Raw genomic sequence first — 14,555 nt, 5'->3', positions numbered from 1 at the left:
ACAAGATATGGTAGCCGCGCACTTGACAAATGCGCGGCTTCTTTTTTTGCCGCCACCCTTTGCCCGGATTCCTGAAGCAGATATTGTTGTGAGACTTGATTCGCGCGCCTGTTTCGTGTCGCGCGGACTGGGATGTCTTGTCGGCGATGCGGCACATGGGACGGAGACAGACCCGAATGGCGGTACATTTCAAAGCTCCTCTTGCGGGGGCTCCAAAGGATGTTGGTTGCGACGAGGCACCGGCATCCACACAGATTCTGAAGGCTGAGGGCCTGGCGAAAGCCGGGCGCTTTCGCTTGAACCGGCTGTACCCTCTGGTGCGGACGGCCCTTGCGGGCACGGCGCTGTCCGGCTTTGCCGGGGCGGCTCTCGCACAGGACGCAGCCTATGGCGCCACGCGGCTGTTCACCTCCTCCGAGGTGATCTTTTCGTCGCTGGCCATCGGTGCGATTGCGGCTGCCCTTCTTTCCACCATCTGGCTGGTGCGCCAGCGCGGCAATCTCGAGGCCGAGAGCGAGGACATGCGCAGCGCGCTCTCGGAGGCCAACCAGCGTATCTCGAAATACGAGGCGCTGATTGCCGACAAGAACCGCCGGATCGTCATCTGGGAAGCAGGTCCTTCGCGCCCGGAATTCCTAGGCCAGCTGCCGGCGGAAACCGGCGCACCGCAGGAAGACCGCGAATTCTTAGCCTTCGGCAAGTGGATGCGGCCTCATTCGGCCGCAGAGCTTGAGCGCGCCATCGAATTGCTGCGCGGCCATGCCCGCAGTTTCGAAATGGTGGTAGAGACGCAGCGCGATGAAATTCTGGAAGTGCAGGGTCGCGTCTCCGGCGGCAAGGCCTTCATCCGCTTCATTGCGCTGAACAATCTTCGCGCCGAACTTGCCGAGTTGAAGATCGAGCGGGAGCGCCTTGTCACCTCCATGGGCCTGTTCCAGTCGCTTCTCGATGCGCTGGAGCAGCCGGTGTGGCACCGCGATCACGACGGCAATCTCACCTGGGTCAATCATGCCTATGGCGAGGCTGTGGAAGCCTCGAACCCGGAGCAGGCTCTTGAGGAGGGCCGCGAATTTCTCGGCACCATCGCGCGCGAAAAGATCCGCGCCACGGCAACCGCCACCTCGCCCTTCCATGAGCGGGTGTCCACCGTGGTGCGCGGCAATCGCAGCGTCTTTGACGTGGTGAACGTGGTCGGCAAGGGTGGATCCGCCGGCATGGCGATTGACGTCTCGGAAGCGGATGCGATCCGCGCCGAGCTCAGCCGCACGCTGAAAAGCCATGCCGAGACGCTCAATCACCTTGCAACGCCGGTTGCCATATTCGACCGCGACCAGCGACTGCAGTTCTATAACCAGGCCTTTGCCCGCCTTTGGGATCTCGATCTCGGCTTCCTCGAAAGCCGCCCGGACCACAATGAACTGCTCGACCGATTGCGCAGCCAGAACAAGCTGCCTGAACAGCTCAACTGGCGCAACTGGAAGGAAAGCGTGCTCTCCGTCTACCGGTCGCTCGAAACCCAGACAAACCGCTGGCACCTGCCCAACGCGCAGACGCTGCAGGTGATCGCCACCGCCCATCCGCAGGGCGGCGTGACCTGGGTGTTCGAGAACCTCACCGAGCAGGTGGATCTGGAGACCCGCTACAACACGCTGGTCAAGGTGCAGGGTGAAACCATCGACCATCTGGCCGAAGGCGTTGCCGTTTTCGGGCCGGACGGACGCATCCGCCTGTCCAACCCGGCCTTCCGCGCCATCTGGGGCATTACCGACGAGCAAACCAAGCCAAACACCCATATCAAGGCGATCGAAGCGGCCTGTGCCATGGAATATGACAAGCCGGACGGCTGGCGGCTGTTTGGCCAGATGCTGACCAATTTCGATGACGAGCGCCCCTCGCTGCAGGGAACGTTCGAGCTGTTCTCCGGCATCGTGCTCGATTACGCCCTCATTCCGCTGCCCAATGCCCAGACCATGCTGACCTTCGTCAACATGACCGACAGTGCGCGCGCCGAGCGGGCGCTGAAGGAAAAGAACGAAGCGCTGCGCAAGGCAGACGAGTTGAAGAATGATTTCGTCCAGCACGTGTCCTATGAACTGCGCTCGCCGCTCACCAACATCATCGGTTTCACAGACCTGTTGAAGACGCCGGGCATCGGGCCGCTCAACGAGCGCCAGGCGGAGTATGTCGACCACATCTCCACCTCCTCGGCGGTTCTTCTGACCATCGTCAACGACATCCTCGATCTGGCAACAGTCGATGCCGGTATCATGGAGCTGAACTATACCGAGATGGACATCGACGATCTGTTGGACGACGTGGCCATGCAGATCTCCGACCGGCTTTACGAAAATGCCGTGACGCTGGAAATCATCGCGGCCAAGAACCTCGGCACGATCGTGGCAGACCAGCAGCGGCTGAAGCAGATCCTGATCAAGCTGATCACCAATGCTGCCAATTTTGCCCCGGAAGGCTCGACGGTCACCCTGAGCAGCTGGCGCAAGGGGTCCGACTTCTTCTTCTCCGTCGCCGACCATGGTCCCGGCATGAGCGAAGACATGCTGAAGACGGTGTTTGACCGCTTCTCCAGCGGCAAGGGTGGCAAGAAGAGCGGCGCGGGCCTTGGCCTTTCGATTGTCGAAAGCTTCGTGACGCTGCATCATGGCGACGTGAAGATCGACAGCCGCACGGGCGAAGGTACAACCGTCACCTGCCGTATTCCGAGCGCCATCAACGCCCGGTCCATTGCCGCCGAATGAACGACGAAACCCCTCTCCAGCTTGCGCTTTCAGGCGAGGCGGATACGATCCGTCTCGGGGAAGACCTGGCTCTTGCGCTGAAGGCCGGCGATTGCCTGGCGCTCTCCGGCGATCTCGGCGCCGGCAAGTCGACGCTGGCGCGCGCCTTTCTGCGCGCCATGGCAGACGATGACGATCTGGAAGTGCCAAGCCCGACCTTCACCCTGGTGCAGGCCTATGACCTGCGCATTCCTGTCGCGCATTTCGATCTCTACCGGCTGGCCGACGGGTCGGAACTCGACGAACTCGGCTTCGATGAAGCGCTGAACGACGGTATCTGCCTCGTCGAATGGCCGGAAATGGCCGATGCGGAGCTGCCGGGAAGCCGTATCCGCCTCACCCTCGTCCATGATGGCGACAGCCGCCGGGCAGAAATCCACGGGCCTAAGCCCGCGCTCGATCGCATCCGCCGCGTGCTCGCCATCCGCGCCTTCCTGCGGGACAACGGCCATGGCGAGGCCCGCCGCCGTTTCCTCACCGGCGATGCGTCGCTGCGCGCCTATGAAATGATTACCGACAGCGACGGCAAGCTCATTATCCTGATGGACTGGCCGCTTCGTCCGGAAGGCCCGCCGGTGCTGGATGGAAAGGCCTATCCGAAGGTGGCGCATCTGGCCGAGGACGCCTATCCCTTCGTCGCAATTGCCGAATATCTGCGCCATCTCGGCCTTGCCGCGCCGCAAATCCTGGCGGTCGATTATGCAGCCGGTCTCCTGCTGATCGAGCATCTGGGATTTGATGGCGTGCTGGATGCGGACGGTGCGCCCATTGCGCAGCGCTACCGCGAGAGCGTGGCCTGCCTTGCGCATCTCCATCAAAGCCCGCTGCAGCGGGACCTTGCGGTCACGCCCGACCATACGCACCGGGTGCCGGATTTCGATCCCGTCGCGATGAAGATCGAGACACGGCTGATCCTCGACTGGTATCTGCCGTGGCAGCGCAAAGGCGGCACCGTCAGCGAGGCGGAACGGTTGAGCTATGGTGCGGTGTGGGATGGCCTGATCGAAAAACTCAAGACCAGCGAACACCACTTGCTGCTGCGCGACATGCATTCGCCCAACCTGATCTGGCGCGAGGCCGAGCAGGGCCTGCAGCGCGTCGGCCTCATCGATTTCCAGGATGCCATGATCGGCCCGACGGCCTATGACGTGGCCTCACTGGTGCAGGATGCGCGCGTCACCATTCCGCCAGCCCTTGGCGACGAACTTCTGCAGCATTACCTTGCGCTTCGCCGCCAGCACGGCAAATTTGACGAAGAATCTTTTCGAGAAGCCTTCGCCATCATGGCGGCGCAACGCAATTGCAAGCTTGCCGGCCTCTGGGTGCGGCTGAAAGATCGCGATGGCAAGCCCGGATACATGAAGCACATGCCGCGCACGCTTGCCTATCTCGCATCCGCCCTGCAACATCCGGTGCTTGCGCCCTTGCGCGATTGGATGGCAGAAGCTCGGATAGATTTCAGACACTCATAGGTTCCGGATGATCATCGAGAACGCCATGGTGTTGGCCGCAGGGCTCGGCACCCGCCTTCGTCCCTTGACCGACCTCACGCCAAAACCGCTTGTGCCGGTGGGCGGGCGCCCGATGCTGGACTACGTGCTTGATCTTCTGGTGGAGTGCGGCGTGAAAAGGCTCGCCATCAACGTCCATCACCATGCCGACCAGATGGAAGCCTATCTGGCTGCCCGCAAGGATCTCGATATCCTCGTTTCCGACGAACGGCAGCGGCTGATGAACAATGGCGGCGGACTGGTGAAGGGCTTGGCCCTTCTGCCGCCGGGGCCGGTCCTGGTGATGAATGCCGATCTCTTCTGGGTCAACGAACCGGCCGATGAAGCGTCCAACCTCGTCCGTCTGGTCAATGCCTTTGATCCGGCTACGATGGACATGCTGATGCTCTGTGCGCCGATGGATCGGACAATCGGCCACAACGGCACGCGCGATTTTCATAAGGATGTGCAAGGCAGCCTGACGCGCTACCGGGAGGGCGATACCCATCCGGTGGTCTATGCCGGCGCCTTCGCCGTCGACACCGCCTTCTTCGCCGATGCGCCCGAGGATGCCTTCAACCTCAACCTCTGTTTCGACAAGGCAATTGCCCGCAATCGCCTTTACGGCAAAGATCTTCACGGCGACTGGATCACGGTCGGATCGCCGGAGGGGCTGGAGGAAGCCGAGGCCTTCCTGAAAAATGCAGCGCCAACGGGCGGAGAATGAGCGCGCGCGGGCAAAAACGCATCCTGACGGTGCCGGCGGCGGTCCCCTTCCTGCGCACGGTGGCGGAAAGCCTTTGCGATGGTCGGCTCCTTCCCTCCTTCCGCTATGCGCCGGACGACCCGCTGTCTCTCTCCAAGGTCACCATCTACGTGCCGACGCGCCGCGCCGCGCGCGTGCTGCGCTCCGAATTCGTCGATCTCCTGGGCGGCCGATCGGCCATCCTGCCGCTCATCCGGCCCTTGGGCGAAACCGATGACGATGCCGGCTTCTTCGATCTGGTGGCGCCCGAGGAGATGGATCTGGCCATGCCGATCTCCAGCACGGCCCGGCTGCTGGAGCTGGGCCGCCTGATCCTTGCCTGGCGCAACGCCCTCCCCCGCGCCATTCTCGACGTTCACCAGGAATCCCCGCTTGTCGCGCCCGCAAGTCCGGCAGATGCCATCTGGCTTGCCCGGGCGCTTGCCGAATTGATCGACGCCATCGAAACCGAAGAACGCGACTGGTCGGATCTCGAGCGGCTGGATACCGGTGATCATTCGCTCTGGTGGCAGCTGACGGCGGAATTTTTGAAAATCGCCAGCAGTTTCTGGCCCGCGCGGCTGGAAGAGCTGCGCCGCTCCTCCCCCGCCCGCCACAAGGCAGCCATTCTGAATGGCGAGGCGCGCCGCATCGGCGAACGCCAGCATGACGGACCGGTGATCGTCGCCGGCTCCACCGGCTCGGTTCCGGCCGCTGCCAATCTGATTGCCGCCATCGCTAACCTGCCGAACGGCGCCATTGTTCTGCCGGGGCTCGATCTGTTCATGCCGGACGACCAGTGGCAGATGCTGGGCGAGCAGATGCCCGGCACCCGCCCGGACCCTTCAGGCCGCAGTCATCCGCAATACGGCCTCCATCGGCTTCTGCAAAAGCTCAATGTCCGTCGCGACGACGTGGAGCCGCTTGGGCACGCTCCGGATGACCTGACGCTTCGGGCAAGGCTTCTTTCACAGGCGCTTGCACCCGCCGAGGCTACCGATCGCTGGAACCATTGGCGTCAGGAAACCCCGCTTTCAGCAATCAGCGAAGCCTTTGCCGATATCAGCCTCATCGAAACCGCCAATGAGCGCGAGGAGGCCGCAGCCATTGCGATTGCGCTGCGGCTGGCGCTGGAAAAGCCCGGTGCCGATGGCGGTGAATCACAGGCGGCTCTTATCACGCCGGACCGCGCGCTTGCCCGTCGCGTTGCGGCCGAACTTGCCCGCTTTGGCATCACCGCCGACGATACCGCCGGCACGCCGCTGTCGGCCACGCCGCAGGGCACGCTTCTGGCGCTGACGCTCGAAGCCATTCTGCGGCCGGGCGATCCCGTGGCCATCACCGCGCTCATGAAGCATCCGCTTGCGGCCTTCGGTCTTGGCCCCGATCAGCGCAAACGCGCTGGCGAAGCGCTGGAACTTCTGGCCCTGCGCGGCGGCCTCGGCGAACCCGATATCGCAAATCTTGCGCCGCTTCTCGAACGGCGGTTGCGCGAACAGGCGGACGACCGACATGCACCGCAATGGCGGCTGTCGCTGCCGCCGGAGGCTGCCGGGGAAGCCCAGGCTTTTGCCGAAACCATCGCTGTCGCGGTCGAACCGCTCGCCTCTGCCCTCGTTGCCAGACGCGCCGATGGCCGCAGCCTCACCGCCCGCCTGCCGCTTTCCGATTGGGCGGAACGGACCGGACGGGCTCTGGAGGCCATTGCCGCCGGCCCGGAAGGTGACCTTCGGGCACTCTGGACCGGCGAAGCCGGCGAGAGACTTGCAGCACTTCTTGCCGAGATCATCGAAACGGACGGCCAGATAGAGGCTGACGGGCCGCAGTGGATCGATATCATTGCAGCGCTTCTGACCAGCGAGGCGGTCAAGCCCCGGGCGCTCAGCCATCCGCGCATCTTCATCTTCGGCACGCTCGAGGCGCGCCTGCAACGAGTGGATACGCTCATTCTCGGCGGCTTGAACGAAGGCTCCTGGCCCGGCCAGTCGGTCAACAACCCCTTCCTGTCGCGCACCATGAAGACCGATATCGGGCTTGAGCCGCCGGAACGGCGGATCGGCCAGCTGGCGCATGACTTTGCGATGGCGAACGGCACACGCCACATGATCTACACGCGCGCGCTGCGCCAGGGCGGCGCTCCGACCGTTGCCTCGCGCTGGCTGCAGCGGCTTCTGGCGCTTTGCGGCGAGACGCTGGCGAAAGATCTGCGCGCCCGTGGCGATGTCTATCGAAACTGGGCGCAGCTTCTCGACCGCGCCGGTCCCGACGAACGCCAGCCGCTGGCGCGGCGGCCCGCACCCAAGGCGCCGCCGGAACTGCAGCCGACGAAATATTCCTTCAGCGAAGTCGGACGGCTGCGCCGCGACCCCTATTCGATCTATGCACGCCGCATCCTGAAGCTTGATCCCCTTTCGCCGTTCAACGAGGATCCGGGGGTTGCCGAGCGCGGCACGCTCTATCACCGCATCATCGAGCGCTACACGCGGGTTGCCCCTGTTCCGGGCTCGCCGGAAGCACTTCAGATGATGAACCGGCTGATCGACGAGGAGTTTCTCATCGAAGCGCTGCCGATCCACATCGATCAGGTGTGGCGCCCGCGTTTTCGCGAAGTCGCCCGCGCCTTCCTGCGCTGGGAGGCTGAGCGCGCACCCGACATCCGCCGCACCTATACGGAACTGCCCGCCGGCTATGAAATCCCGGAGGCGGGGATCAGGCTCACCGGCATTGCCGACCGCATCGACATCAAGGGGTCGGGCACCGCCGATATCATCGACTACAAGACCGGGCTTAGCCCCTCGGTCGCGCAGGCCCGGGCGCTGCTTGATCCGCAATTGCCGCTTGAAGCCGCAGCACTTCAGGCCGGTGGCTTCAAGGGTATCGGTGCGGTTAGACCGGACAATCTCCTTTATGTGCGCCTTCGCCCCGGCGAACGTTTCACGTGCGACACCGTCAACAACGAGGGCGGGCGCGAAACCGCCCGTAGCAAGCCGAAATCGGCGCTGGACCTGGCTGAGGATTCGATTGCGCAACTGACCACTTTTGTCATCCGTCTGCGCGAGGGCGATGTCGGCTTTGCGTCGCGGCTGATCCCCGTCATGCAAAGCAATTTCGGCGGCGAATACGACCATCTGGCACGCGTGGCGGAATGGTCCACCGCCGACGCCGAAGAAAGCGATGCCGATGAGTGAACGCCGAGATGAGCAGACGGACGTCACGCTGTTGGGCGATGATCCGGCTCTGTGGCTGACCTGGACGGCGCGCCAGCAGGCGCTTGCCTCCGATCCGGCCAGTTCCGCCTGGGTCTCGGCCAATGCCGGCTCGGGGAAAACCCATGTGTTGACCCAGCGGGTGATCCGGCTTCTGCTTGCCGGCTGCCGCCCCTCGGCCATTCTCTGCCTCACCTATACCAAGGCAGCCGCATCGGAGATGTCGAACCGGGTGTTTCAGCGACTGGCGGAATGGGCTGTGCTGCCGGATGAGAAACTGGCCGAACGGATCGCCGGCATCGAGGGTCATGAGCCGGATTCCTTCAAGCTCGCCAATGCTCGCCGCCTGTTTGCCAAGGCGCTTGAGACGCCGGGCGGCCTGAAGATCCAGACCATCCATGCCTTCTGCGAGGCGCTGCTGCACCAGTTTCCGCTGGAAGCCAATGTCGCCGGGCATTTTTCCGTGCTGGACGATGCCTCGGCCTCGGCGCTTCTCGCCGAAGCGCGCCGTTCCCTGTTGACGGCAACGTCGGCGGAAGACGATTCAGGTCTCGCCGCAGCCTTTGCCCATGTCCTCGATCTCGGGGATGAAACGGGGCTCGAAGGTCTCATCTCCGATATCATCGCGAACCGCACTGCGATCCGCCGCTTTCTCGCAGAAGCGGATGCGCATGGCGGCCCGGACGCATTGTTGCGCCACGCGTTTGACCTCGGCAAGAATGACAGTGAAGCCACGCTGGTCGAGGCCTATTGGCCGCTTCCCGGTCTTTCCGGTCCGCTGCTAGGGCTTTATCTCGAGCTTGCCGAGACAAAGGGCGGCGCAAAGGCGGGTGATGCGGGCCTGATGCTGAAACGGGCCGTGGCCGAAGCGGATCCTCTTGCGCGGGCAAAACTTCTCGACCAGGTGTTCCTGACGCAGGCCGGCAAACCCAAGGCAGACAGCTCGCTGATCGCAAAGGCCATGCTGACGGCAGCACCGCAGCTGGGTGATGCCGTGGCATCGGCACGCCAGCATGTGGTCGATACCCGCGAACGACTGCGCACCCTGCGCATGTTCGAGGCGACGCGTGCGGCGCTCACGCTCGCCGACCGGCTGAACGAAGATTACGAGGAACTGAAGCGGCGCCGCAGTCTTCTGGATTTCGAGGACCTGATTGCCCGCACCGCCGATCTTCTGACACGCGATGGGGTCGGCGCCTGGGTGCATTACAAGCTTGATCAGGGCATCGACCACATTCTGGTGGACGAGGCGCAGGATACGAGCCCGGTGCAATGGGCGGTGATCAAATCGCTGGCCGAAGACTTCTTTTCCGGGCAGAGCGCGCGCGAAACCCGGCGAACCATCTTTGCCGTCGGCGACGAGAAGCAGTCGATCTATTCTTTCCAGGGGGCGCGGCCCGAACGGTTTGCGCAGGAGCGTTTCGAGACCCAAAAACGGGTGGACCTGAGCGGCCAGGCCTTCCATCCGGTGCGGCTGCCCCTCTCCTTCCGCTCCACCGCCGATGTCCTGAGCGCCGTCGACCAGGTATTTGCGCTCGAAGACAATGCAAGGGGCTTGAGCGCCATCGGAGATCCGGTCATTCACCGGTCAAATCGCATCGGCCATGCGGGTGCCGTGGATCTCTGGGAAACCGTCGTGCCGGATGTCTCGGACATGGAGGACGACTGGACAGCCCCCTTTGACGCAACGCCCGATCGGGCACCTTCCGCTATTCTGGCGGCGCGCATGGCCCACGTGATCGGCGAGATGGTTGGCCGTCAGACCATCATCGAGAAGGACCATGAGCGCACGATCCGCCCGGGCGATATCCTGGTGCTGGTGCGCAAGCGCGACGCCTTCGTCAATGCGCTGACACGCGCCCTGAAACGGCGTGGCGAAATCCCCGTCGCCGGGGCCGACCGCCTGAAGCTTACCAATCATATCGCCGTCCAGGATCTGATGGCGCTTGCCCGCTTCGTGCTGCAGCCGCACGATGACCTGTCGCTGGCCGCGGTGCTGAAAAGCCCGCTCTTCGATCTCGTGGAAGACGATATTTTCCACCTCGCGGCGCTGAGGCCCGAGAACACCAGCGTCTGGCAACACATGCAGGCGCTGGCGGCGGAAGACGACAGCCGGTTTGCGCCCACCGTGACGCGCCTCAACGGCATGGTCGAGATGGCCGGGCGCTTCAGCGTGCATGACTTCTTTGCCCGGATTCTCGGGGCAGATAGCGGCCGCAAGCGTTTCCTTGCCCGGCTTGGCAGTGAGGCGGCGGATATTCTCGATGAGTTCCTGAGCCTTGCGCTTGACCACGAGGACAAGACGCTGCCCGGCCTGCAGAGCTTCATTTCGACCCTGGAGCTGGAATCGCCCACCATCAAGCGCGAGCAGGACAGCGGCCGTGACGAGGTGCGCATCATGACCGTGCATGCCTCCAAGGGGCTGGAGGCGCCGGTGGTGTTTCTGGTCGATAGTGGCTCGAAGGCCTTCATCCACTCGCATGTGCCGAAATTCCGCTTCCTGAAGATCGATGGTCGCGATGTGCCCGCGTGGGTGCCGGGCAAGACCCTCTCGAACGCGCTGACATCCGCCGATGACGAGCGGGTCAAACTCGCCGCCGAGGAAGAGTATCGCCGCCTGCTCTATGTCGGCATGACACGGGCTGCCGACCGCCTGATCATCTGCGGCTATCGCGGCAAGCTGGAGAACGACGAAAGCTGGCAGGCCATGGTGGCGCGCGCGCTCTCAAGCAACGGCGATCGGTGCAAGCCCGCACGCTTTTCCGGCCCCGACGGCGACTGGGAAGGCCATCAGTGGCGGGCACCGGTGGGCCCGCTTCGCCCGCTGGCCAGACACGAAGAGACGATGGCCGACAGACGGGAGGAGAGCCTGCCCGAGGCCTTGTCGCGCCAGCTGCCGCCGTCCAAGCCCCTCCCCCGGCCGCTCAGCCCGTCCGGCGCCGGTGTGATGATCGATGAGGAGGATGGCGAGGCCGCGTTTGTCTCGCCGCTGTTTGGCGAAAAGGCAGCGGCAGGCCGCGCGCTGCAGAAAGGTCGCCTGACCCATCGCATGCTGCAGATGTTGCCGACCTTCCCTCTCAATGCGCAGGAAGACGCGGCACGCCGCTATCTTTCGCGCACGGCAAGCTTCTGGCCGGAGCACGAAAGGCAGGCGCTCCTAGCCGCCATCATGGGGGTGCTGCGCCACCCCGACCTGCAATCCGTCTTTACGGCCCATGCCCAGCCGGAAGTCTCGATCATGGGTACGCTGCAGTTGAATGGCCGCAATCACGCCGTATCCGGCCGCGTCGACCGCCTAAGCGTCGGGTCCGACGGCACAGTGACCATTCTCGACTATAAGACGAACCGCTTTGCCCCAAGATCACCCGAGCAGGTGCCGCTCGCCCACCGGGCGCAGCTTGCCATCTACCGGGAGATCCTGAAGCCGCTCTATCCGGATCGGGAGATTGCCTGCGTGCTGGTCTACACGGAAACGGGCGCTGTCATTCAACTTCCACCGGCGCTTCTGGTCCGCTCCCTTGCCGAGCTCACCACAAAATGAGATAGGCAGCATTGAATTTGGCGCGCGGGCGCATCACATTCTTGCCAACACGAAAATCGTTGAAGGAGAGCCTCATGGCTACCGTGAAAGTCGACAACGCGAACTTCCAGTCGGAAGTTCTGGATTCCGCAGAGCCTGTCGTCGTGGATTTCTGGGCTGAGTGGTGCGGCCCCTGCAAGATGATCGGTCCGAGCCTCGAAGAAATTTCCACCGAGATGGCCGGCAAGGTCAAGATCGCCAAGCTGAACATCGATGAAAACCCGGAACTGGCTGCCAAGTTCGGCGTTCGTTCGATCCCGACCCTTGCCATGTTCAAGGGCGGCGAAGTGGCAGACATCAAGGTCGGCGCCGCGCCCAAGACTGCGCTGACCTCATGGATTTCCGGCGCTGTATAAGCACCGCCTCCCAATCGACAGAAAAGCCCGGCACTGACCGGGCTTTTTTTATGGGCGTCATTTAATCGGCGGACTTACTTCGGAGGTGTTCCGTTGTCGGCGAGAACATTTCCGGCAAGATAGAGCGACCCGCCGATCAGGATGCGTGGCGGCAGCTGTCCTTCGAGCTGGCGCGCCGAGATTTCTTTCAGCGCATCGGCAACCGCAAGCGACGGTTCCGCCACAAGGCCCGCATCATAAGCCGAATCGGCCAGCGCCACCGGGTCCAGGCCGGCATCGCTGCCGCGGATCGGCACCGTGAAGGCATATTCGGCGATATCGGCAAAGGCACGGAAATAGCCGATCGGGTCCTTGGTGTTGAGCATGCCGACAATGAGGTAAAGCGGCCGCGCCTGCTTTTCCTCAAAAGAGGCCATGGCCTCGGCAATCACTTCGCCGGCGCCGGGATTATGCCCTCCATCCACCCAGATTTCGGAACCCGCCGGCGCATAGGCCAGAAGCTCGCCTTCTGTCAGTTTCTGCAAACGTCCTGGCCATTCGACCGACGTCATGGCCGTTTCCATCATCGCCTCGGTCACCGCAAATCCCGCCGCCTTGACGGCGCGGATGGCTGCTGCCGCATTGGCCAGCTGATGGCGACCCGGCAGGCGGGGAAGAGGCAGGTCGGCAAGACCGAACTCGTCCTGGTAGACCATGCGGCCAAATTCTTCGTGGGCCGAAAAGTCCTGACCGTAAATGGCAGCCGGACTGCCGAGACGATCGGCGGTCGCCGCCAGCGTTTCGCGCGCGGCCTCGAATTCCTGGTGCCCGATGACCACCGGGCGGCCCTTCTTGATGATACCGGCCTTTTCGGCTGCGATCAGTTCCACCCGGTCCCCCAGATAGGCCTGATGGTCGAAAGATATCGGCATGATCACCGAAACGGCCGGATCATCGACAACATTGGTGCAATCGAGGCGGCCACCCATGCCGACCTCGATGATCACCGCATCGGCAGGCCGCTCGGAAAACAGCAGGAACCCGGCCGCCGTCAGGATCTCGAACACCGTGATCGCCTGGCCGGCATTGGCTTCGGCAACGCGGCGCAGCGCATCGGCCAGATCTGCATCCGCAACCAGCGTCCCGGCGGCACCCTTGGCACCGATCCGGTAACGTTCATGCCAACGCACCAGATGTGGCGAGGTGTGGACATGCACCGCATAGCCGCCCGCTTCGAGAAGCGCGCGACAGAAGGCGGAGACCGAGCCCTTGCCGTTGGTGCCGGCGACATGGATCATAGGCGGAAGTTTCAGTTGCGGATTGCCCAGAACATCGAGCAGGCGGCGCATGCGCCCAAGGGTCATGTCGAAACCCTTGGGGTGCAGTTTCATCAGGTCGTTGATAACCTGTTCCGCCTCGCTATGGGCCACGTCGTTCATGTCAGTCCCCGAGGCGTTCATGGAAAATCAGGCGCTGAGTGCGAGCTTTTGCCCTGCGTCATGGCCCGCAATGCCCGCCGGCTGCTTCAGCATGATCTTGAGGATCGTGGCCAGCGTGTGGGCGATATCATGGCGCTTCACCACCATGTCGACCATGCCGTGCTCCAGCAGATATTCCGCCGTCTGGAACCCTTCCGGCAGCTTTTCGCGCAGGGTCTGCTCGATGACGCGCTTGCCGGCAAAGCCGATTTCGGCGCCCGGCTCGGCAATGTGAACATCACCCAGCATCGCATAGGACGCGGTCACGCCACCGGTCGTCGGATTGGTGAGGACCACGATGTAAGGAAGGCCTTCTTCCTTCAGCATGTCGATCGCAACCGTCGTGCGCGGCAACTGCATTAGGGAAAGGATGCCTTCCTGCATGCGCGCACCCCCCGAAGCCGGGAAGATGACCAGCGGGCAGCGTTCGGCAAGCGCCCGTTCGGCAGCCTTGACGATCGCCTCGCCGGCCGCCATGCCGAGCGAGCCGCCGATGAAGTTGAACTCATGCACGACGGCAACCAGCGTCAGGCCCTCGACCTTGCCGAGGCCGGCAAGGATCGTATCCTCCTGCTCGGTCTTGACGCGGCTGTCCTTCAGGCGGTCGGCGTATTTCTTCGAATCGCGGAACTTCAGCGGGTCCTGCGCCACCTTCGGCTGCGGCAGGTTTTCATAAACGCCGCCGTCGAACAGGTCGGCAAGCCGTGCCTTTGCCGGCATCTTCATGTGGAAGCCGGAGGCGGGAATGACCCACTTGTTCTCCTCAAGATCCTTGTGAAAAACCATTTCGCCGGTTTCCGGGCACTTGATCCAGAGGTTCTCCGGCACTTCCCGGCGACCCAGCATGGAATTGATGCGCGGGCGCACATAGTTGGTGATCCAGTTCACGGGCAAAACTCCTGATTGACCATCGTCAATGTGGTAAC

Annotated in this window: 8 protein-coding genes; 6 read left to right on the top strand and 2 right to left on the bottom strand. The window is 63.2% G+C overall.

Translation table 11 applies throughout. The features are described 5' to 3' along the window. Positions 1–176: 176 nt before the first annotated feature. The 6 genes from J2858_RS21305 to trxA all read left to right on the top strand — a co-directional run bounded on the left by J2858_RS21305 (position 177) and on the right by trxA (position 12,172). The gene (locus J2858_RS21305) at positions 177–2,756 is read left to right on the top strand and encodes a sensor histidine kinase (protein ID WP_210106871.1); all 2,580 of its coding nucleotides are present in this window, start codon (positions 177–179) and stop codon (positions 2,754–2,756) included. Beyond that, positions 2,753–4,267, top strand: a complete 1,515-nt coding sequence (gene tsaE, locus J2858_RS21300; RefSeq protein ID WP_210106870.1) for a tRNA (adenosine(37)-N6)-threonylcarbamoyltransferase complex ATPase subunit type 1 TsaE — start codon at positions 2,753–2,755, stop codon at positions 4,265–4,267. The genes J2858_RS21305 and tsaE overlap by 4 nt, the downstream gene beginning before the upstream one ends. Positions 4,268–4,274: 7 nt before the next feature. Next, positions 4,275–5,012: a nucleotidyltransferase family protein gene (locus J2858_RS21295; protein WP_210106869.1), complete on the top strand. Its 738-nt coding sequence runs from the start codon at positions 4,275–4,277 to the stop codon at positions 5,010–5,012. Further along, positions 5,009–8,218, top strand: coding sequence for a double-strand break repair protein AddB (gene addB / locus J2858_RS21290; RefSeq protein WP_210106868.1), 3,210 nt, complete (start codon positions 5,009–5,011; stop codon positions 8,216–8,218). The genes J2858_RS21295 and addB overlap by 4 nt, the downstream gene beginning before the upstream one ends. Next, positions 8,211–11,777, top strand: coding sequence for a double-strand break repair helicase AddA (gene addA, locus J2858_RS21285; RefSeq protein WP_210106867.1), 3,567 nt, complete (start codon positions 8,211–8,213; stop codon positions 11,775–11,777). The genes addB and addA overlap by 8 nt, the downstream gene beginning before the upstream one ends. A 74-nt stretch (positions 11,778–11,851) precedes the next feature. After that, complete coding sequence (gene trxA / locus J2858_RS21280) at positions 11,852–12,172, top strand: thioredoxin (protein WP_210106866.1); 321 nt, start codon at positions 11,852–11,854, stop codon at positions 12,170–12,172. A 74-nt stretch (positions 12,173–12,246) separates the two neighbouring features. Here trxA and J2858_RS21275 read toward each other — a convergent pair whose 3' ends face one another. Beyond that, positions 12,247–13,590 (bottom strand): bifunctional folylpolyglutamate synthase/dihydrofolate synthase, encoded by a 1,344-nt coding sequence (locus J2858_RS21275; protein WP_245366915.1) that lies wholly within the window; start codon positions 13,588–13,590, stop codon positions 12,247–12,249. Between the two features lie 27 nt (positions 13,591–13,617). Continuing rightward, positions 13,618–14,517, bottom strand: coding sequence for an acetyl-CoA carboxylase, carboxyltransferase subunit beta (gene accD, locus J2858_RS21270; protein ID WP_210106865.1), 900 nt, complete (start codon positions 14,515–14,517; stop codon positions 13,618–13,620). Positions 14,518–14,555: the final 38 nt, after the last annotated feature.

The organism is Neorhizobium galegae (assembly GCF_017877135.1).
Taxonomy (GTDB): domain Bacteria; phylum Pseudomonadota; class Alphaproteobacteria; order Rhizobiales; family Rhizobiaceae; genus Neorhizobium; species Neorhizobium galegae_A.
Note: the sequence above shows the minus strand (reverse complement) of the source record. Positions and strands in the feature narration are given on the sequence as shown.

Bases quoted from the DNA above. Each gene is read 5' to 3' on its own strand.
- addA (WP_210106867.1), top strand. From the start codon at position 8,211: ATGAGTGAACGCCGAGATGAGCAGACGGACGTCACGCTGTTGGGCGAT.
- tsaE (WP_210106870.1), top strand. From the start codon at position 2,753: ATGAACGACGAAACCCCTCTCCAGCTTGCGCTTTCAGGCGAGGCGGAT.
- J2858_RS21275 (WP_245366915.1), bottom strand. From the start codon at position 13,590: ATGAACGACGTGGCCCATAGCGAGGCGGAACAGGTTATCAACGACCTG.
- J2858_RS21305 (WP_210106871.1), top strand. From the start codon at position 177: ATGGCGGTACATTTCAAAGCTCCTCTTGCGGGGGCTCCAAAGGATGTT.
- J2858_RS21295 (WP_210106869.1), top strand. From the start codon at position 4,275: ATGATCATCGAGAACGCCATGGTGTTGGCCGCAGGGCTCGGCACCCGC.
- addB (WP_210106868.1), top strand. From the start codon at position 5,009: ATGAGCGCGCGCGGGCAAAAACGCATCCTGACGGTGCCGGCGGCGGTC.
- trxA (WP_210106866.1), top strand. From the start codon at position 11,852: ATGGCTACCGTGAAAGTCGACAACGCGAACTTCCAGTCGGAAGTTCTG.